Origin of the sequence: Plectonema radiosum NIES-515, assembly GCF_025753815.1 — a bacterium.
In the GTDB taxonomy this organism is placed as follows: Bacteria; Cyanobacteriota; Cyanobacteriia; order Cyanobacteriales; family Nostocaceae; genus Hassallia; species Hassallia radiosum_A.
This window is the reverse complement of the sequence record NZ_JAOWRF010000136.1, coordinates 1-22235: the sequence shown is the minus strand read 5'-3', so window position 1 is coordinate 22235 and position 22235 is coordinate 1. Positions and strand designations below refer to the sequence as shown.

The following is a 22235-nucleotide window of genomic DNA, read 5'->3' as shown; positions in this document are numbered from 1 at the left end:
CCGAACCCGACAACGATTAAAATCGCTGTCTAACAGTGCAAGTCGGTTAAAACCGACTAACGCAATTGAGATTTCTAGTCCGTTTTAACGGACTTTATGTATGAGACAGCGATTTTAATCGTTGTCGGATTGTAACTAGCAACTTAGGCTATTATTATTTCGTAGTGAGCGCAAAGAGCGCTCAAGCAAGAACTTTTAAGGGCTTCAGCCCTTACTCCAATATTAATGTTCAACGGTATTAGCAACCGTACCTAAAATGGAAACACGAGAAGATTTTAATTCCTCTAATGCTTGTTTCAAAGTAGGACGAAGTGCTTTACCTAATCCGGTAACTAACACAATTCCATCTACTTGCGTAAGTAAAACATTGGTATCGAGACGACCTAAAAGATGTGGTGTATCATACACAACTAAATCGTAATTTTTTTGTGATTGATCGACAAAAGTTTGCATCCTTAATGAAGACAAAAGCTTTGTCGGGTTAACAGGTATTTTCCCAGCAGTCAAGATAAACAAATTATCATCTGAAGGTGATTGCTGAATTACCTTGCTGATATCTATACCTTCAGAAAGTACTTCACTCAATCCTTGATTATTTAATAAACCGAATCTCAGATGTATTTGCGGATGGCGTAAATCTCCGTCTACTAATAGTACTCGCGCTCCGGCTTCTGCTGCCATCTGTGCTAAATATGCCGCCACTGTGGTTTTACCTTCACCAGATGTCGCTGAAGTGATAGCAATTGAGCGAGTATAAGCCTCCAATTTATAAGATTGAACTTTCGTATAAAATGAGCAAAATGCTTCTAGAAACTGAGCCGATCTGTGTTGTACAGACTTAGTATGATTATCTAGTTCGCGTTCCAGATTGTGTTTTTTAGTTAACTGAACTACATCACCTGCACGCGCCAATTTTTTCAGTTCTTTATGGAAGGGAATTACCCCTAACAAAGGCAATTGAGTTGTCTGTTTGATCTCATCACCATCGTGATAGACATTTTCTAAATTATCGAGAACAAAAGCAACTAAAATACCTAAAAGGATACCTGCAACTCCTCCCAAAAGTATGTTACTTGCACCGCTTGGTGAAACTGCCATTAATTGACCGGTTTTGTTACGCGGTAATGTCGGAGGCATAATTAGTTCCCAAGGAACTTCTTGTTGTGCTGCATCTACGCGCAATGCTTCTTGCCGATTTAAAAGCTGATTCAAGGTATCAGTAGCTGCTTGCAATTCTCGTTGCATATTGGCGTACTGACGTGAAAGTACTGGATATTCAAGAAGTTGTTGATTTAGTTGAACTTGAGCCGCATTAGTAGCTGACAAACTGGCTTCGAGTGATTTAACTTGATTAGTATTATTAGCCAGTTGTTGGATAAGTTCGCGACGAATAGAATTTTGAAAACCGCCGATTTTGGATGAATCTAATTTGACATCGGGTGCGTTATTTCCTAATGTTAATTCTGCTTCTTTATTCAACAAAGGTATCAGCTTATCTCGTTGGTCGCGCAAAAGCCTGATTGTCGGACTTTCATCTTTAAAACGAACTGATTCTATCGCAATCTTGGCTTCTATGTCGCGGATGCGAGTGAGTATCTGTTGATATTGAGGTGATTCACTCAAAGCTGAAGCAGCGATCGCTTCATTTTGTGGCATTCCCAACTGACCTTGTAATGAAACGAATAATGACTTTGCCTCAGCTAATTTTTTCTCAGTTTCTAACTTTGTCGCTTGCAGTTCATCACGTCTTTTTAACAGTTGTTCACCTTGTAATTGCGGGTTAAACAAGTCATGCTGCTGCTGAAAAAACTGTAATTGACCTTGGAGCGCATTTACCCGACGCCGCAATTTTGGCAACTGTTCATCAACAAATTTAATTCCCTGACGTAAATTCGTTTGCTGTTGTTCTTGACTGTACTTTTGATAAGCTTGCGATATCCGATCCAAGACAATCTGAATTTTTTGCGGATCGGAGTCACGATAGCGAACCTCAATAATTCGAGATTCATCTTTGCCTTTTGCCATTCGGTTAACATACAGCGTACCTTCTCGTCCGCTAGCTAGTTTCCCAGATACATCATTGCCAACCAAGCGATCGTAGCCAATTTCTGGATATTGTTTTTGCAGTTCTTGAATTACCGGATTTATCACCTTCGGACTTTTCAAAACCTCCACTAAAGCCTGATAATCCAACGCAGTAGTATTTTGTCTGCTGATTTCGTTGACATTCTGCTGCAACGTTTGCGAAAGCAAAATCAGTAACTCGTTATCCGCAGTTTTTAACGGCTCAACTAACAGTTGAAATTTACCTTCATACTTAGGAATACGAGTTGCACTCCAGCCAATTGTTCCTGTTGTGACTATAACTGCCACACTAGCAATTACAGCTACCCTGCGGCGGAAAACTGTAACAATTTGACTCAAACCTTGATTGTTTTCATTGCCTTCAGGTTTTTTCCAAAACCCATAAGATTCTCTTGACAATGAATTGGAATTTTTCAGTTCCTGCAAATCTTCTTCCTTAATTGGCATCTGCGTTCCCATGCAAAACTGTTGAGGATATCAATTTGATAATTCTCTTCCGGAAAACTTAATTTTTTTTTACAACCGAGGTAGGCAGATAATTTGGATAGCTACCAATAGCTAGTGTTGCGATTGCCAAAACCTAAGTTGGATTGTTGACAAAAAAAGCGAACAGTCAACAGTAAGTTATATTGTAGACCCTGCATCTTGGATTAATTATGTCTCAATAAATTGATTTTGGAGAATGAGAGACATGAACTTACAAAATTTTTTCCAAGTCTAGATATCCTCAACATATCCTGTTAACAGAATAATGCGCTGCGCTTAGTCAAAATTTCATCAAAAAATATTCTTGATGAAGATTAAGTAAAGTTAATCCTAAAATTCTTTATTCCAAGTTAAATTTGGGGGCAGAGCCGCATCAAATCTTAACCAGGATAGTATTTTTTCAGTTCTACCGCTCTTCAAATCGCCAACTGTGCGAGTAATTACAGGTTAATGCATTGACAGTTTATAGCTGACTAGGAATTTGTACAGATGGCAAAATTATAGATTAGCTATTGATAACATCTGCGTGCTGACTTGTTCATTAAATAACTTTATCAGCATTTTTTGGTCGGCTACTCATGCTATTAAAAGGCATTTTTTCTTTTCAGTAATTTCCTTTTGATAGCAGTACTAAAGTGGAAAAATAGAGTTGTAATGCTTAGATTTACAAGGCTAGTTGAAAAGGCATTTGTTGTATTTTCTCTTTTTCTTTCAACATCTGCCTTGATACCAGTGCTATTAGAAAGTCCAGATGGTAGTCTTCCCCAAGATCCATATACTCCCTTACTTTTCATGGGGATTTATATGGTAACTTTGCTTTGGCTTGTGACACGACGGAAGAGTTTTCTACTAATTGCACAAAAGGACTTTTTGATTTGGTTACTGGTAGGAATTGCATTAGCATCTGCAATTTGGACTGTAGCACCAGATATTACCCTACGTCGCAGTTTCTTGTTGTTAGGAACAACTCTATTTGGGATATACCTAGCTATGCGTTACAGCTTGCGAGAGCAACTACAGTTATTAAGTTGGGCGCTAGCTTTGGTAATTTTACTTAGTATTGTGTTTGCCATAGGATTGCCATCTTACGGTTTAATGACCACTCAAGAGGGAGGCGTTCACGCAGGTGCGTGGCGAGGTATAATGTCGCACAAAAACCTCTTGGGACGGTTGATGGTTTTGAGCAGTATGGTGTTTTTATTTGTAGCAACTTCTGATTCAATTGCTAATAGTAAATACCGCTGGCTGCCGTGGATTGGCTATGTTCTTTCCATTCTTTTAGTAGTCCGTTCAACATCGAAAACTGCCATAGTTGTGTTTGTGGTATTGATGATAATTATGCCCTTATATAGAACTTGGCGGCGTAATTATAACCAACTAGTACCGATAGCGATCGCTCTCATTCTAGTAGTAGGAAGTGCAACTAGTTTATTTGTCGATAACTTACCCTTCATCACCAGTGCATTAGGCAGAGATTTGACACTAACAGGACGCACAGAGGTATGGAGCGCAATGCTTGAACTCATTCAAGAACGTCCTTTATTAGGTTACGGATTCAATGGCTTTTGGAGAGATTGGGATAGCGATGTCACTGCCTATCTTTGGCGTACACTTCAATGGGAATGTCCCTACGGTCATAACGGCTTCATGGATTTATTAGCCGAATTAGGTATATCCGGATTAGCCGTATTTTTCTTGAGCTTAACAACAGCTTATATCAAAGGAGTGCGTTGGTTAAGAATTACCAGAAACGTAGAAGGACTATGGACATTAATGTATTTAAGCTTTTTGGTAATTTATAACATCAGCGAAAGTACTCTTTTAGCTACTAACAGCATCTTTTGGATCTTATATGTGTCCACAATTTTTTCAATGGCTATAGAGTCAGAACAAGCTCAAATTTACAGTTATGCAACTGGAATTGTACAAGAAAAAGAGCCAAACTTTAGATAAGGAGAAATAATGCTAATTTCAGTATGCGTAGCAAGTTATAAACGTCCAGAAGGATTAAACCGCTTGCTAACAAGTTTAAATCAGCTAACTTTTAACAAGTGTGAAACACCAGAAATAGAAGTAATTATTGTTGATAACGATGTCACTGGTTCTGCGAGTAAAATTTGCACAAGTCAGCTGCTTAATTTTAAATGGAAAATGAAATATTCCATTGAACCGCAGCAGGGTATTTCCTATGCGAGAAATAAAGCGATCGCCTGCGTTCACAAAAATGCAAACTTCATCGCTTTCATCGATGATGACGAAGTTCCCCACCCATCTTGGTTAGATGAACTTTTATCAGTTCAGCAAACACATAATGCAGACGTAGTAACCGGACCCGCATTACCGTACTTTATCAAATCAGACGTACCTAACTGGGTTATCCAAGGTAAATTTTTTGAGCCACAACGTTACCCCACAGGACATCCACTCCAAGTTGCATTTACCAACAACGTCCTAATTCGCTCCTCAATTTTACACAACATAGATCAAATTTTCGACGAGCGTTTTGCACTCTCAGGCGGCGAAGATTGCCACTTTTTCATGCGCCTCTACCGTGCAGGATATAAACTAATATGGGCAGATCAAGCCTTAGTTTACGAGTGGATACCCGAAAGCCGTACTAACATCAAATGGATACTTCAACGCGGTTATTTAGGTTGGAGCAGACACAGCTTTTGCGAACGCGAACTTTACCCTTCAATCATCCTACTCACCATACGCATCACCAAAGGAATCGCACTAATTGCTCAAGGATTATGCTTCATCCTTCCCTCCCTTATCTTCGGACAGCATCAACTTATTAAAGCATTATTACGTATTTACAAAGGTGTAGGAACCCTAGCAGGTATCGCCGGAATGCGCTACGAAGCCTACAAAATAACTCAATAAATATAACCAAACAGACTTGAATCTAACCCTTCAAAAATAGATTCTCTCCCCCTCTTCTCTTGGCGCTCTTGGCGTCTTGGCGGTTCGTTTAATCCCACGTAGTAAGCGTTTCAACGCTTATTTAAGCACTCTTCGTGCTTACTACCTAAAAACTCCCAACTTACCCAATGAAAATATTATACTTAACAACCGTCCTTCCTAGTAAAAAAACAACAGGCGGTGAAATTGCATCACAGTCATTTATTGATGCTCTTCAACATAATGGACATGAAATTTTAGTCCTAGGATATCAACGCCCAAACAGTATTTTCAAACCAAAAAACAATGAAATACCCATCGCTCCAAGACACATAGAAACAGAAAAATCCCGACTTTATCCCATGCTTTGGATGAGCTTAGGACTATTAAAAAATCTTCCCTACTCCTCAGCCAAATATTATTCACAGAAATACATCAATCAACTCAAAATTATTTTAAAACAAGATAAATTTGACATTTTCATCATAGATCATGCCCAAATCGGCTGGTTAGCCCCTTTACTTAACAACAAAGCCAAAATTATATTCATCGCTCATAACGTTGAACATGAAATATATCTCGCACAATTAAAAAACTCTCAAAGCCAGATATCACAACATATATATCAGCGAGAAACTAACCTCATCAAAGATATGGAAGATAATTTAGCAAGAACAGCTACACAAGTTTGGACATTTACAGAATATGATGCTAGCTATTTTATAAATATCAACAAGGCAACTAAATCTTTTCATTTACCTTCTAGCTTGAAAATATCACCACATCAGCCTGCAATCAAAAACTTTGATATAGGTATTATCGGTTCTTGGACATGGAAAGCTAATAAACTAGGGCTGAATTGGTTTTTAGAAAAAGTTTATCCGCACCTACCCACAAACTTATCAATTCACATAGCTGGGTTAGGTGCCCAGTGGTTAAAAGGACAGTATCCTAATATCAATTATTGCGGTTTTGTCCCCAGTGTCCAAACATTTATGGCACAGGCAAAAGTATTAGCAATTCCCTCTATTAGTGGGGGTGGGGTACAGATAAAAACTTTGGATGCGATCGCTTCCGGTTCTCCTTTAGTAGCAACACCTACAGCATTACGTGGCATATCTGGATATCCCTCTTCAGTTATAGTTGCCGAAAAGCCAGAAGAATTCGCTCTTTATTTGGTTCAATCATTAACTTTAAACACAATACCAGATATTTGTGCCGAGGCGATCGCCTGGTCAGAAAACCGGCGCTCGATATTTTTCGCGGATATTATTTACGCCATAAATCATCTTTAATAAATGATAAATCTATCAATACAACGACTCAAATCAATATTACAGAGAAGCTTCACAGTAAAAATTGCCATTGGCTTTATCTTAGTTTTACTGTCTACAAATCTCTACCTTTTTTCACCACAATTCCCCAGCAGCACAGAAGCAGCAGCTACTAATATAATCTTGCCTTTATCCACTCGTGGTTCTCAAATTGTTGATGCTAAAGGCAAAATTGTCATGCTACGCGGCATCAACTGGTTTGGTATAGAAGTTAACACACATGCTCCTCATGGTCTTTGGAGCAGAGACTATAAAGACATGCTCGCTCAAATTAAAAGTTTGGGCTACAACTTCATCCGCTTACCTTATTCCGTAGAAGCACTGCGTTCTCAAAACATCAGCGGTATCAACTTTTCCATCGGTGCAAATAAAGATTTCCAAGGCAAAACTCCCCTTGAAGTCATGGATTTAGTAATTCAAGAGGCTCAAAGCCAAGGTTTGCTGATTCTGTTAGATAGTCATTGTCTTCAAGATGACCGTATTTCTGAATTATGGTACGGAGACGGATTCACCGAAAAAGACTGGATTGACACTTGGACGATGCTGGCAAATCGTTACAAAAAATACACCAACATCATTGGAGCAGATTTAAAGAACGAACCCCACGGTAGTGCTAGTTGGGGAACTGGGAACCAAGCTACAGACTGGCAATTAGCAGCAGAGCGGGCAGGAAATCAGATTCTCAGTATAAACCCAAATTGGCTAATTCTCGTTGAAGGAATCGAGAAAAATGTGCCCGGTCAAAAACAGTCAAATTACTTTTGGGGTGCAAATTTAGAGGGTGTCCGCAAATATCCAGTGCGTCTGAAAATACCCAAAAAACTAGTATATTCACCCCACGAATACGGTGGTTCTAATGTGTCGTGGTTTGCAGATCCGATATTCCCCGCAAACCTTTATCAACGCTGGGAAACTGGATTTAATTATATTGCCACTCAGCGTATTGCCCCAATTTTAATTGGTGAATTTGGTGGATATTTTGTCGATAATAAATCAAAAGAAGGAATTTGGCAACGCTTTCTTGTCGATTACATTGCTAAGAAAAAGTTGAGCTTTGCTTATTGGTGTTGGAATCCCAATAGTAAAGGTACTGGTGGCATTTTACTTGATGACTGGCGAAAGATAAATGCTCCCAAACAGAAACTTTTGAACAAACTACTGAAATAAACTTCTCCAAAACCCCTGATTTTACATTCTTCCTTTGCGTCTTTGCGCTTTTGCGTGAGGTAAATTTTAACATGTCAAAAAATCTCAAGCAACGAATTTTAATTGTCTCAATGAGAAACTTGCATTCTCAAGCTTTTCGCTCTGCCGAATATGAGTTTGAAGATGCAATTTGTACTTTTGATAATGCTGATATACTTACACCTGAGTTCGCTTATAGCTTGTTTCCGCAAATCAATAAAAAGTTAGCAAATTACGCCGGATTAACTATAGGTAACGGCAAGCTTTTGAAATCAGGTTGTCGAACATCAACTGTAGAGAAAGAATATGATTTATTATTTTTTATCTGCCAACATTTTTGGGATATAACCTGTATAAATTCAATAAAAGAATGGCGAAAAAAGAGTCATAAAGCTGTTTTATGGATAGATGAAATATGGGCTAAAGAAGTTTTGGAATATAAGACTAAGCTTTGTCTGGAACTTGTCAAAGATTTTGATTATATTTTCACGACTCAAGCCAAGAGTGTTGATGCGATCGCTAATCTACTTCAACGTCCTTGTTATTCTCTACCTTATGCCGTCGATGCGATAAAATTTTCCCCCTATCCACTTCAACCTCAAAGAAATATTGATGTTTATAGTATCGGTCGTCGTTCACCAATAGTACACAAAGCTTTAATAGAAATAGCCGAAAAAAACAACTTTTTATATTTGCATGACACTCTCAAGGGTTTGCAAATGATGGATTATCAAGAACATCGAAGTTTATATATTAATCTAATTAAAAGAAGCCGCTATTTCATCGCAAATAAAGCCAAATTTGACAGCGTTAATCAAACAGGTAATCAAGAAGAATTAGGCTCTCGCTTTTTTGAAGGAGCAGCAGCTGGAGCAGTAATGATTGGAACTCCTCCAATTTCTGAAGCTTATAACACATACTTTAACTGGCAAGATGCAGTCATTGAAATACCTGATAATGCCGCTGATGTAGCTGATATCATAGCCGAACTTGACACACAGCCCGAACGCATAAAGAGAATACGTCAAGACAATATTATTAACTCACTATTACGCCACGACTGGGTATATCGCTGGAGTCAAATATTAGATAAAGTCGGACTCGAACAGACACCAGAAATGTTATCTAGGCAAGCCGATTTAAAGAATCTAGCCCAATTACTAATGCAAGCATAAACTAGCCAAAATAACAGATTTCCTATTATTTAGCCCGCGTAGGCGGGCTAAGTCTGTATAGCCGCGACTTCTAGTCGCTAGGGCTTTTGCTATTATTTAGCCCGCGTAGGCGGGCTTTGTTTGTATAGCCGCGACTTCTAGTCGCTAGGGCTTTTGCTATTCTTTAGCCCGCGTAGGCGGGCTTTGTTTGTATAGCCGCGACTTCTAGTCGCCAGGGCTAATTATAATCTGTCAACAATTTCCCAAATTTTGCGATCATTATTAGGGTCTTTTTTCCGAAAAAACTTGAATTTTTGTCTCCAAATTAGTAGAAAGAAAACAACATCATCTACTAAATATCTTTTCCATAATCTTTTCGGTTCACTTAATAATCTAAACAACCATTCTAATCCTACTTCACTCATCCATTTCGGCGCTCTTTTCACATTGTCGGCTTCAAAGTCGATAGTTGCTCCTAATGCCATAAAAATTTTGATAAATGGCAAACTATGTTTGTACTTGTATATCCACTTTTCTTGTTTTGGAGCACCAACACCTATTACCAAAACTGTGGCACGCGAATTATTAATCATGTCAATTATGTTTTGACATTCTTTTTCGTCATGTTCAAACCCAAAAGGCGGAGAATATGTAGCAATCACCATATTTCTGCCGAGTTTTTGATTGATCTTATTTTGAGCCGTAAAAGCTACTCCTTTACCTGCTCCTAAAAGAAAAATATTTATTTCTTCATTATTTTTATGGTAATTGTAGAAAGCAGGAAATATGTCTGAGCCTGAGATTTTTTCTTTGATTGGTGTTCCGAGAAATCTTGAAGCATAAATCAGGATTTTACTGTCACAAAGGTTATAATCACTAATGCTGTATGCTTGCAAAAATTCCGGGTCTTTTTCGAGTTTGATGAGATGATCGACATTGGGCGTAAATACTACCCCCGATTCTAAGTTTTCTAAAAACTCTCTCTTTGACAAATTGTCAAATTCCAAGTTCAGAATTTTAACTTTCTTCATCGTAGCGCCCAGTACGTGATAACTTTCAAATTTTTTACAAACAAAAACAATATACAGTCAAGGGTGAGGAGAAGTTTCAAGATTCAATATTGTTCTTTCAATGTTCCGGATTTTCTGGATCTAGACATTTGTCATCAGATATGAATACAGTAAATTGGCAATACATGAAAGCCTTTTAGCAGCAGTTACATCAATTGTGGATAAATTAAATTAAGCGCGATATCTAACCATCGTGCAAATTTACATCGAGAACAATCATGCAAAGCTGGTTGACCCCGATCTGCTTTATCTACGTCCTTAATTATCACGAACAAAGCTAGAAGATTTAACCACACAATCTGTAATGTTGGAAACTAATTCCAAACCAAGTTAAGTTGAGGAGCAATATACTTTTGGTTTTGATTAATCAAATTTTTACCGTCAATAAAATTTAAGCTTACAGGAAATTTTATAACGGCTTTTATTTGATAATAATTGATAGTTTAACATAAAAGATAAAAAGAGAATAGTAGCTTTACCTATTTTTAATGAAAAACATATGAAGTTCAGTAGGTCTAAAGTCAATAAAAGCCGATATTTTCTGGAACTCATCTATTTTGACTTGCAGAAGTTAGGCGATCGCAAAGGTAAAAAATTTGTAAAGCACAGTCCAGAGACTGCGATAGTCGATTAATGCGAAAACTACTGTAATACAATTTTTGTTGGTCTGGCTGTGGGGGGCAAAAACAACAGCCTTCGCAAAGGCATCACCATTCCCAACTGCCCTAGAGACTTTCAGAGCGCGGAAGGTCTCTACTCCCCATTTTCATAGCAATAAGTAAGTATAGTTAATTTTTGTCAACCGTTAAATTCAGGATATATTACTTGATTTTCTGGTGTCAGATATTAAGTACTTTCCACCCACTTAAATATGTAGGAATTGATTTTTTGGTGTTAAATTTTGAATATTGCCAAAAGTTGACTCAAACAACGAAACCTATTATCTAATCTGGCAATATTATTTGAGGAGTGAATGTGAGTAATATTTTTCTTCGTAAACGTGTTTTTTGCCTGACCAGTGTAACTGTAGCAGTTCTAAGTAGCGGCTTATCTGCTGTTGCTCAGACAGTACCAGCGGTTCAACAATCAACTCAGCTATCCACAACTGAAGTCTCTGTTGACCAAACGAGTGCTGGGGTAGAGACAAACTTCTCTGCTCTCTCACAAGGCAATCCAGTTTTCGTATCAGATTCTTCAACTTCACAACAGTTCCCAGGCATCATTAGAGAGGAAACTGCTAATTCAATAGTCACGCCGGTTCCTGGAACAACGTCAACTTCATCTGCTGCCCTATCTGCCCAGTACCCACAAGCGCAATTTCAAGCATCTCCACCTAAAGCCGATCCTCAGGTGGCACAAGCCGATATTAATCCGGGTAGACCTACTCGTGGTGGCAAAAGCTATGTTGGTGTCGCTGCCAACATTGGTATAGGTGGTGGTGACTCAGCTTTGGGCGACGGCAATTTTATGGTGATTAGCAAAGTAGGATTGTCAAATGCCATATCGGTGCGACCGGCGGCAGTAATTGGTGACAATACTACTTTTTTGATTCCTGTTACTTACGACCTTTCGTTTCAGCAAGCATCAGATCCATTTAGCGAACCATTACCGATCGCTCCTTATGTGGGAGCTGGTGCAGCGATTAAAACTGGCAATGACACTCAAGCTGCCTTTTTGGTAACTGGTGGCATCGATGTACCTCTAAATGCTCAATTTACAGCAAATGCTGCTGTAAATGCCGCATTTTTCGATCAAACCGATATCGGATTGTCGTTAGGAGTTGGTTACAACTTCGGTCGCTTCTAAATGTAATTGGGAAAAAGGGAAAAAGGGCACGCTGGCATTGGGCTTTCCCCAATCATAGCCAGATGCTCTATTTTGTCCGACACCAAGACCAAACTAGCGCTCCCCTTTTCCCCTCTGAAAATCCCTATTAGCCAGACATCTGGTAAAAATTAATTATGCGTTGCCACAAAGCCAACAGACGTAGCACATGCAACGTCTCTACGTCTAAGGCTACCAGATGTCTATTACCTAATTTTTATTTAGGGCTAACTTTATCTATCGTCTTGATTTTGCCGTCGTCACCAACTGTCCAAACATCGTAAACACCTACCACATCGCCATTTGGGTCAATATCTACGTTACCACTGGCTCCCTGATAGTTAATTTTCTTACCTTCAGCCAGTAACTTCAGTCCCTCGCAGACATCAGCAACTTCTGTACCTGGACCATTGGCAACTTCACGGATTTTGCTGGCTATGCCAACCCCTGTATTATCTTTAGCGGATTGCGCTGCCAATGCTAACAAAGCGGCAGCATCCCAAGCGTGGGGAGTGTATGGTGCTGGTGGAGATCCTTTTTTGGATTGCCAAAGTTTGGTGAAAGCATCTAATCCTTTACCATTGGAACCAGGTACGGTGCCGATCGCTCCACTAACAATGTATTTACCATCGGCAGCTTTACCAACTCTATTCGGGAAGGTATCTGACTTGGTGCCATCTGTCAGCATAATCTGTACTCCCTGAGCCAGACCTTGCTGATAAGCAGTTTTTAGTAATAAACTAGCAGTTTCTTCATAAGCTACGACCAATACTGCATCCGGTTTGCCGGCAAAAGCTGCTTGAGCTTCGCTATCAAAGGTGGTGGCTTTGGGGTCGTAACGAGTGGGGCTGTTTTTGTTAACTACTGTTCCACCTAATTTCTCAAAAGCTTGGACAAATGCTTTTTCAAAACCCACTCCGTAGTCGTTGTTAATCACAACTGTGGAAACTTTTTTGAAGCCTTTTTTATTTGCAAGTTGAGCCAAGGCTAATGCTTGGTAGGTATCGGGGGGAGCAGTACGCGCCCAATAACCTTTATAATCTCCTTTGCCTGCCTTTTCGGTAAACACCGGGCTAGTACTACCTGGAGAAATCAACATTACTTTATTGGGTGTGGCTATGGAAACTGCGGCTGTAGAAACGCTGCTGGCAAAAGACCCAACTACACCACCAACTCTATCTACCGTTGCTAATTTCGTCATCCCCGCAGCACCCGCTCTCGGATCGGTTTGGTCGTCTACTGGCACGAGGGTGACTTTTTCACCATTCACCCCACCACAAGCGTTAACTGTATCCACAAGTAAGGGAACAGCACCCACCATTTGCTGACCGATGGAGGCTAAGTCACCAGTTGAGGGTAACAGCGAACCAATTTTCAGTCCTTTGGCATTACTCGCTGTGGTAGTTGAATTGTCAGGGGCAGTAGTAGCACCACTAGTTGTGGTAGTGGTGCTACTAGTAGTTGTAGTGGTTTTTGTACAAGCTGCCGCTAACAAGCCAGATAATAAAGTAGCTAAACTTAGTGCTAAGGCGGAATTGATTTTTTTCATAAATTACTTTCACTGCTATACAAAACTTGACTAAACTTTTTCAAACCTAGTCATTCAACTAAAGAAAACTTTAGAGGGTCTGCTTCCTGCTTCTACCAAGGGAGTCGGCTCCTTCTTGTCCACAGGCGTAAATTCGGCTCTAGCCGAGCCTATTTTATGATCTTTTCTGAAGCTTTTAGCCATTGTTCATCCACTATTTTCAGCCAATTTAACGAATCGTTGGCTCCCGTCCGACCTTTTTACAGGCTGGCTAGTAATGAACGCGACTGTGGTTTACAAACCAGATATTTTCTCGCCTTGGTTTTCGGCACTCCTTCAAAATTACCAAATATTTATAACCGCTTCTAAAAATCTATGCAAATCTATTCCTTAAGAAAATCTGCACAAACCGAACTTAACGGTTTATGTTCTGCCTATATCAAGTGTCTTACAACTTGCTCAATCGAGCTTGACCTGATACTCCCAGTTAGAGACCATCAATGGCGGTTGATGAAGGACGGTATTGTATTATATTTTTTGAAGATTAGTTCGTGTTAAGTGTTTGTTTGGTTTTCACACCAACTAAGCTTGTGCCTACTCGCACTAATCAGGCGCAGTCTTATTATATCGCACTCATCCTAATTTACACAGAATTAGCTCTTTTAGTTCTAGATAATTCTATGTATTAGGAACGCAGCAAACAACCCTCTCAACTTTCTCACTGTGACAAACGATTCGTAACTTGGCGTTGGTGAATATCTATATGAAACTTAAAAATCAGGTCTCTTAAACTCTTACAAGGAGTGCTACGAGTGCGACGATCGCACTCCTACAAATTCAATCTTGATTCAGCAACGCCAGTAACTAAAGCTTACAATTTGACGATTTAATCTAGCTCCTCTGATTTCTCGGAGCCTGAAAGCAATATTCTAACTGGATTATCAGCTTAGTTTTATCTTGCAGGACTCCGGATGATAAATAATATCATCATCCTTAGCGAATAAAAGTATCTGCTGTAAGTCGATAATTTTTACAGCTTTGATAGAGATTCGTAGTAAGCGCAAAGAGCGCTTATCCTAGGCACTGAAGTGCCTACTACGAACCTCAATTCACACTTTTGACAGACTGGGAAAACGGAGAGGGAGGGATTCGAACCCTCGGTACGGAGTTGCCTGCCGTACAACAGATTAGCAATCTGCCGCTTTCGACCACTCAGCCACCTCTCCAGGCTCACGATTAGTGATTGTATCAGATTTTCAAGGGTGAGTCAAGGGGGATTTGTTAGTTAGTTGGATAGTGGATAGTGGATAGTGGATAGTGGATAGTGGTTGGGGTCAAAAATACTACGCTCCGACTAACGACTAACGACTATCCATGCTCCAACTAACGACTAACTAGTATCGACCAACTACCCTTATAAAGTTAGAGGACTTGCGATCGCAGCCAAGCTACTGGCAAACTGCTTAACTTTTTCCACTGAGCCACGTAGGCGCGTTGACTGAACACATCATAATCGTTACGTTCAATAACGCTCAAAATGCGACTGTAATGCATCAAAGATGCCCACACGGGCAAACGGGCATCGGGCGATAAGTAACATATTCCCTTTTCTGCTTTAATATAATATTGGCGTGCCCTGGCAATTTGAAAACGCATTAGAGAGCGCCAGCGTTCATCTACAACACCTTTCAACAAATCTTGTTCAGTGTAGTCAAATCGCGCCAAGTCTTCTTGGGGAATGTAGATTCGTCCTCGCCTTGCGTCTTCACCAACATCCCGGAGGATGTTGGTGAGTTGGTGGGCAATTCCTAAAGTGATCGCTTCTTCGGTGGGAATGTATGTCGGTTTTTGGCGATTCCACGGTGCTGTGTTGGCGTTCGCATCAACTCCCATCACTGCCGTTGACATCAAACCGACGGTGCCTGCTACACGGTAACAGTAAAGATATAACTCTTTAAATGTTTCATAGCGGCTACGGTATAAGTCCATACGCTGACCGGCAATCATATCCCGAAAGGGTTGAATGTCCATTGAAAAGCGCTGGATGGTATCTACCAAAGCCACATCGAAATTTTCAAACGGGCAGCCGCTAAAAACAGATTCTAGCTGCTGTTCCCATAATTCTAGAGTTTCCGGCGTAGTCATAGCAGCACCTGGACCATCCACCAGTTCGTCTGTTCGGCGGCACCAAGCGTAAATTGCCCAAATAGCGGGACGCTTTTCCTTACTCACTAACAAAGTGCCAAGGTAAAAAGTCGTGGAGTACTTTGCTATGAGTTGGCGACAAAGTTTGTAGGACTCATCCACAGAGACCAGCGTTTTCATGCGCGCTTTGGAATCAGGCAGTTGCAGCATTCGTTGCAGGCGGTCGGGTTGGCGTTTGCAGGCTTGAGGAATTTACCTCCGGGTGTACTTCCGAAATCGCCTGCGCTGTCAGCTTACCAGAAAGCACGGCACCTTCCATACTCCCCAAGTAACGTTGCATGGTGTAACTGCCTGCGAGATAGAAGTTACTTATCGGGGTAACTTGGGTGGGGCGGTATTGTTGGCGACCCGGTATCGCGGTATAAACCGATCGCGGTGTCTTGACGACATGAGATTTCAGCAGTTTGGCTGGATTATCTCCTCCTAAGTCGTCAGGAAAGAGTTTTTCCAGTTCGACTAAGGAAGCGGTGACAATTTCTTCATCGGATTTGTCGATCCAATCTTTCGCTGGTGCTAAAACTAATTCCAGCATTGAGCGATCGCTATTGGCGTATCCCCGGCAGGTGTTGCTCATATCAGCATAAACGCTCAAAAGAGGCGATCGCGAAAATAATAAGTGGTCTATATCTGTCAGTTTCCGGTCAAACCACAGATGCAAGTTAATTACTGGCACACCTGACAAACCTTCGAGCTTTTGGAAAAACTCTATTTCCTGCCAAGGTTTCGGTAACATCACTTTCATGACATCCACTGACATTGCCGAAACATACAAGTCAGCGGTGATAATTTCATCTGCTGCCCCATTCAAGCCTCGTATTAAGAATGCTTTCACACTCCCGTCAACGTTTAGCATTATCTCTTTTAGGGGCGCATTTAACCGCACTTCACCGCCACCTTCGGTTATATGATCTACTATCGGCTGACACAATCGCTCGGTAGGGGAACCATCCAAGAAGGCAATCTTAGAGCCATATCGTTCTTGGAGAAAGCGATTCAGTGCAGTTAACAGAATTGTGGCGGAAACTTCATCCGGATTAATAAAGGTTAACGCTTTGGATGCAGCGATAAAAATATCACTATTCACCCGTTCGTCTACACCTTGCCTTCTCAGCCACTCTATAAGAGTGTACTTATCCATATCTTCAACATACTTCTGACCGCGAATTACGGCTGGGAGTAGCCCAATGGCGAACTTAATCTTTTGCTCCCAAGTCAGCATGTCATTGTTGCGAAGAATCGCCATGATCACGTTGAAAGGTGCCGGAATATCCGGAACATCAAAACGTGAGAGCGTTCCTGGCTTTTCGGGCTGATTGAAAATTAGCGTGTGCTGTTTCCATTGCAGCCGGTCTTCAATTTGTAGCTCTTTGAATAACTGAAGCATATTCGGGTATGCTCCAAAGAAAGCGTGCAATCCGGTTTCGTACCAGTCGCCGTCTGAGTCTTTCCACGCTGCCACTAAACCACCCAATACGTTTTGGCTTTCCAAAACAATTGGTGTGTGTCCTGCGTCCGTGAGATATTTCGCGCAGGAAAGTCCTGCTAAACCCGCACCAGCGATCGCTACTCGCATTTAACCTTACTGCTCTTCAATATTTCTTAACCGTTTTCTCGTTTTCATTATACGTTGCAATCCGTTACATTTAGCATCCTTGATCGCGATCGTCTCTACTTTGTCAAAAATTTTCTCGGTGCAAACGGCTCAACTCTAGCTTTTGGTACCGTTCGTGCGATCGCTCAAATCGAGCAGCGATTTTTTGTCTCAAATCTCCAGAACGATTATCGGTAATGATTTGTGCCGTTTTCTGACGACGCATTCACTCTTGACTTGGGACAAAACAATAAAATCCCCGCGCAGACGGGGTTTTGTACTCTTATTCTTCCCAATCCCCACTATTCTCTGCATCCAGCTGGCAACGGGTAAAGACGATGAAAATCATTATTATGTTTGGATTTGCAGATTTTAATTTTTTTATTTAGTTCTCCATTCAAACTTATTTCTCTGAGTGATAAATTATTCAAATTATTCATCCCTGAAGTTTTTGGGACTTTTGGCAGATGACAACAAGATGAAAACCTTATCCATTCTGCCTCCTACCTTTTTTTGACGACTGATTATTAAAAATTTGACTCTACTCGTATATTTGCTATAGCTCAGATGGAAAAGGTGCTAATAGTTTTTTCCCAAAAAAATCAATAGCTTGTAGCAATTAAAACTATATTTTTGAAAAAAATACTGCAATTAAATTCGCCATTCTTATCTCTAAAGAACTGATTTATTCAGCAATGATGAGCATTTGCGAGCTTGATAATTTGACGGCATTGGTCAAGAATGCTAGCTCCTCCATCGTATATCTGGCTTAAGTAATTAAATGTAATTATGTATTATATAATGTTAGTTCAAATAAAGAATTTAGTGTTTATACTGTTGTAAATAATTGATTTAATCTTAACTTTTTTGTTTTTGTTAGAGTTATTCATAACAAATTTAAATCAAAAAGTAGTAAATAATCGACAACATGGTCTCAGACCTTTATTTACTTATTTGCCAACAACAGGATATTATGATTTCTGCTGGGGATCGCTCATTAACGTGCCTCTAACTAAGGAGAGATTTGTGGAAATTGGCAAAGCATATTATGTCGTTTAACTTTTTGGAGTAAAAATTATCTTTGCCAAGACTAGGGTTGCACTTCTTATGTATGCGGATACCTAAAATTTGACTTGACCATGCTATTTTTGAGATTTTTTTGCATTGCATCTTGGATTGGTTCATTTTTGTCGTTGAGCGAAAACTTGCCACCAAGTTTTCTGCCAAAGGTTTATCCGACAAATGTTTCATCCAATCTGGATAAACTATTAAGTAACAATCGGGAATTTTTGAAGACACCTAAGCAGCGATTAAATGTTTGGAATACGACGATATTACCAACAAACTTCTGGAAGATAGATTGGGGTTCTAAAGAGTCACCACCAACGAATAAGTTATCGAATGTTCCGGTCAGCGGAGTCAAGCAAAGTCCAAATAAGTTTTGTAGTTCTCTGCAAGATATTGCATCTGAACAAATTCCCGTAAAAACAGCAAGTGTTTTGCCGATTCCTCGGTTGATAGAATCAAGGGTGAATAATCGAGATTTGTTGCCAAATAAAATTTTGCGATCGCTGCAAAATTTCTTCAACTTCTCAACGCTGGAACAAAATTTACCCACAACACCAGTAGTAGTTGTTCGTCGCGACCCAAACAACTATGAAGTGTGGGTAAATAACCGTATGATTGCGACTTTACCCAACGAAATCGAAGCAAAATCAATGCAACAACGCTTGACGCAAATCGTCAATTTGCCTAGGTTAAATGCTAATCAATTACGACCAGCGTTAGTTGACGGTATACCAGCGTTAATGGCAGGAAATCGCTTTTTATTTGGAATCGAAAAAGAAGTTTCTCGTCAAATCCACCGCAGTGGTGAACTATTAGCCATTGAATGGATTAACAATCTTCGTTCAGCTTTGCAAGCACCTGCTTTCTCACTGGTGGAAGGACAGCAAGAAATGTATGGTTTAACTCCTTCTAAGAAAAAAATGTTTGGTTTAGCTTCTTGGTATGGTGGTTATTTTCATGGTCGAACAACTGCGAATGGTGAAAAATACAATCAAGATGAATTAACAGTTGCTCATAAGTCACTGCCTTTTAACACCTTTTTGCAGGTGACTAATTTAAAAAGTGGTAACTCTGTGATTGTGCGTGTAAACGATCGCGGTCCTTATATTCCACCGAGAAGTCTCGATTTGTCAAGGGAAGCTGCAAGGTGTATCAACAGCGAAACCGTTGGGGTAGTACCTTATAAAGCCGTGATTTTGGAAAGTAGCGCACCCCAAATGACTTTGAAAAATTCATCTATTTCTACCGCAAATCTCAAACCAGCTAGAAAACTCGCGATAGTTTCAGATTATTGAACGCCGATTGTGCGTAAATGGTAATATAACAGATTGCGCTAAACATCCAATACACGTAGAGACGTAGCAGTACTACGTCTCTACAAGTTTTTGGGTTTTATAATATATGTACTTCATTTAAGGATAAGAAAATATTCCCAGAGTGATTTAAATAACTCTTTATTTCCATACATGAGTCCCTTTAACCTTTTACTCTCTTAAAATCCCTCCTCTCCCTAGTCCACAGTCCTGCCATAGATAAATCATTATGCCAGTATCGCAACTTGAGCCGTTTGGACATCACCTGATTCTGGGTATTTCGGGTACCACATTAAGCGATGATGATAAACGCGCTCTGGGTGAATTGAAACCGATAGGGGTGGTATTCTTTGCGAAGAACTTTCGTCAGGGTACTCATTATCAAGTTTGGCTGGAAACGTTTAAGGATTTGATTGACCAAGTACGAGAATACGCTGAACGAGACTTGATGTTTCTCACCCTTGACCATGAGGGAGGTTCTGTGATTCGCACACCTTTGCCAATCACTCGATTTCCTCATCCTTTTTTGTTCAAAACACTGGCTATTGAAGTAGCGAAGGCAACCGCATTAGAATTAAAGTCGTTGGGAATCAATGTATCTTGGTCTCCTGTAGCGGATGTTTTTTCTAATCCTCACAATCCCGTCATTGGATCTCGTGCTTTTGGCACCACTGCACAAACTGCTGCACAAAATGCCTGCGATTACTATTTGGGATTGAAAGAGTCAGGAATATTGGGATGTGCAAAGCATTTCCCCGGACATGGAGACACCAGTCAAGATTCGCATATTGAACTACCAAGGCTAAATCTGACAGTAGAAGATTTGCGATCGCGTGAACTGATACCTTTCCAAGCACTGATCGAACAAGAGATACCGATGATGATGACGGCACACATTTTATATCCTCAGATAGATGCGGATGTGCCGGCAACCCTTTCAAAATCAATTTTAAATGACATCCTCCGAAAGGAACTTGGTTTTAAGGGAGTGATTGTATCTGATGACTTAGATATGAAAGCTGTCTCAGATATGTTCAGCAAAAGTGGAACTGTGGCAAAAGGTTTTAATGCAGGTTGCGATTTATTTATCGTGTCCCGCAATATAAATTCATCATCTCTGGAAAGAACTTACGCGATCGCTCAAGATTTTGCAGATTCCTTAAGCAATGGTAGCCTTGATGAATCGGTAGTTGCAGCGGCTAAAGCACGAATTAATAAACTACTTGAGGTAACTCCTCAATATATAGTTCATAATCTTGACGAAGAGACTTTTTTGCGACATGCTAAATTGGCGATCGCTTGTAACTTTTAGTCTGAAATCCCCACTTCTTAAAGGATACCACTGGCGAATCAGGGGTCTTGCCACTACAGGTCAAGACCGCTCTAAAAAACCTCTGAATTCGACATTCACATCATATGTAATGGGTCTACATCTATTGTCAAGCTAACAGATGCAGGACTTAGCGATCGCACTTCTTCCCAATCTGGTAATTGTGGCAAAGCATCGGCAGCAAACTTAATTAATATCTGCCAGCGATAACGATTTGCTACTCTTAAAATACTCGCAGGTGCTGGTCCCAATATTTCAAATCCCTCTCTGGAATTCAAAGCCGTTGCAATGATTTGCGCGGCATTTTGCACGTTTATTGCATCCAAACTACTTAATCGCAATAAAATCAATCTCCCATAAGGAGGATAATTTAAAGCTTGTCTTTGTTCTAATTCCGCATGAATAAAAGACTCATAATCATGCCTTTGCACCGCTTCAATTACTGGATGTTCTGGTGTGTAAGTTTGGATAATTGCCTTACCAGGATCGTCACCTCTACCGGCACGTCCGGCTACTTGGGTTAAAGTTTGAAATGCGCGTTCGCTAGCGCGATAATCTGATAAATTCAACAAGCCATCAGCTGCAACAACCCCGACTAATGTGACTTGGGGCAAATCTAATCCTTTGGTGAGCATTTGCGTACCTATTAACAATTGGGCTTCACCGTTAGCAAATTGAGTTAACAGGGTGCGGTGTGAACCTTTATTGCGGGTGGTATCGCTATCAAACCGAATAAAACGCAATTCGGGAAACTGTCGCGCTAATTCTTGGGCAACTCGCTGGGTACCGCTACCGAAGAATTTTAAATAAGGAGAACTGCATTCAGGGCAACTTTGAGGATGCGATCGCCCAAAGTTACAGTAATGACAGCGCAATAATTGCGGCGCCCCCTCTTCACTATGATGATACGCTAGCGAAACATCACAATGAGGACATTCCAGCACATATCCGCAACTGCGGCAAGATACAAAAGTACTGTGTCCCCGACGATGGATAAATAAAATTCCCTGTTGTCGCTTTTCTTTCAACTCTAGCAAAGCCGATTGCAGCGACCTACTAAATATAGAACGATTTCCCTGCTGCAACTCTTGTCGCATATCCACCACGGACACCGGCGGTAAAGGACGAGAGTAAATGCGTTCCGGGAGGGGGAGGTAG

At 40.4% G+C, this 22235-nt stretch carries 15 protein-coding genes and 1 tRNA gene; 8 read left to right on the top strand and 8 right to left on the bottom strand.

Annotated elements, in window-relative coordinates; translation table 11 throughout:
• Positions 1–222: 222 nt before the first annotated feature.
• The gene (locus OGM63_RS08970; RefSeq protein ID WP_263745181.1) at positions 223–2532 is read right to left on the bottom strand and encodes a GumC family protein; all 2310 of its coding nucleotides are present in this window, start codon (positions 2530–2532) and stop codon (positions 223–225) included.
• 693 nt (positions 2533–3225) lie between these two features.
• Here OGM63_RS08970 and OGM63_RS08965 point away from each other — a divergent pair.
• From OGM63_RS08965 to OGM63_RS08945, 5 genes are all read left to right on the top strand, one after another.
• A complete protein-coding gene (locus OGM63_RS08965) occupies positions 3226–4524 on the top strand; it encodes an O-antigen ligase family protein (protein WP_263745179.1) in 1299 nt (432 codons plus the stop codon).
• Positions 4525–4533: 9 nt separating this feature from the next.
• Positions 4534–5457: a glycosyltransferase family 2 protein gene (locus OGM63_RS08960; RefSeq protein WP_263745178.1), complete on the top strand. Its 924-nt coding sequence runs from the start codon at positions 4534–4536 to the stop codon at positions 5455–5457.
• A gap of 167 nt (positions 5458–5624) precedes the next feature.
• Complete coding sequence (locus OGM63_RS08955) at positions 5625–6770, top strand: glycosyltransferase (RefSeq protein WP_263745177.1); 1146 nt, start codon at positions 5625–5627, stop codon at positions 6768–6770.
• Between the two features lie 3 nt (positions 6771–6773).
• Positions 6774–7976, top strand: coding sequence for a glycoside hydrolase family 5 protein (locus OGM63_RS08950; protein WP_263745176.1), 1203 nt, complete (start codon positions 6774–6776; stop codon positions 7974–7976).
• Positions 7977–8047: 71 nt separating this feature from the next.
• Positions 8048–9169 (top strand): glycosyltransferase family protein, encoded by a 1122-nt coding sequence (locus tag OGM63_RS08945; RefSeq protein ID WP_263745175.1) that lies wholly within the window; start codon positions 8048–8050, stop codon positions 9167–9169.
• A 221-nt stretch (positions 9170–9390) separates the two neighbouring features.
• Here the strand turns inward: OGM63_RS08945 and OGM63_RS08940 are convergent, their stop codons facing one another.
• Positions 9391–10179 carry a WecB/TagA/CpsF family glycosyltransferase gene (locus OGM63_RS08940; RefSeq protein WP_263745174.1) on the bottom strand — a complete coding sequence of 263 codons (789 nt, stop codon included), beginning with the start codon at positions 10177–10179 and terminating at the stop codon, positions 9391–9393.
• Positions 10180–11193: 1014 nt separating this feature from the next.
• Here OGM63_RS08940 and OGM63_RS08935 point away from each other — a divergent pair.
• The gene (locus tag OGM63_RS08935) at positions 11194–12024 is read left to right on the top strand and encodes a hypothetical protein (RefSeq protein WP_263745173.1); all 831 of its coding nucleotides are present in this window, start codon (positions 11194–11196) and stop codon (positions 12022–12024) included.
• A gap of 235 nt (positions 12025–12259) precedes the next feature.
• Here the strand turns inward: OGM63_RS08935 and OGM63_RS08930 are convergent, their stop codons facing one another.
• From OGM63_RS08930 to OGM63_RS08910, 5 genes are all read right to left on the bottom strand, one after another.
• Positions 12260–13591 carry an ABC transporter substrate-binding protein gene (locus OGM63_RS08930; RefSeq protein WP_263745172.1) on the bottom strand — a complete coding sequence of 444 codons (1332 nt, stop codon included), beginning with the start codon at positions 13589–13591 and terminating at the stop codon, positions 12260–12262.
• 1113 nt (positions 13592–14704) lie between these two features.
• Positions 14705–14796, bottom strand: a tRNA-Ser gene (locus OGM63_RS08925).
• A 196-nt stretch (positions 14797–14992) separates the two neighbouring features.
• Positions 14993–15925 (bottom strand): 15-cis-phytoene synthase CrtB, encoded by a 933-nt coding sequence (crtB, locus tag OGM63_RS08920; protein WP_263745171.1) that lies wholly within the window; start codon positions 15923–15925, stop codon positions 14993–14995.
• A complete protein-coding gene (gene pds, locus OGM63_RS08915) occupies positions 15909–17348 on the bottom strand; it encodes a 15-cis-phytoene desaturase (protein WP_263745170.1) in 1440 nt (479 codons plus the stop codon). Before pds ends, crtB begins: the two co-directional genes overlap by 17 nt.
• Positions 17349–17451: 103 nt before the next feature.
• Positions 17452–17592, bottom strand: a complete 141-nt coding sequence (locus tag OGM63_RS08910; protein WP_263745169.1) for a hypothetical protein — start codon at positions 17590–17592, stop codon at positions 17452–17454.
• A 913-nt stretch (positions 17593–18505) separates the two neighbouring features.
• Here OGM63_RS08910 and OGM63_RS08905 point away from each other — a divergent pair.
• Complete coding sequence (locus tag OGM63_RS08905; protein ID WP_263745168.1) at positions 18506–19729, top strand: septal ring lytic transglycosylase RlpA family protein; 1224 nt, start codon at positions 18506–18508, stop codon at positions 19727–19729.
• Between the two features lie 247 nt (positions 19730–19976).
• Entirely contained in the window at positions 19977–21059 is a 1083-nt protein-coding gene (locus tag OGM63_RS08900) for a glycoside hydrolase family 3 N-terminal domain-containing protein (RefSeq protein WP_263745167.1), read from the top strand.
• Between the two features lie 95 nt (positions 21060–21154).
• On the opposite strand, the gene priA is transcribed toward OGM63_RS08900, so the two are convergent.
• A partial coding sequence (gene priA / locus OGM63_RS08895; protein ID WP_263745166.1) for a replication restart helicase PriA occupies positions 21155–22235 on the bottom strand: 1081 nt, incomplete at its 5' end.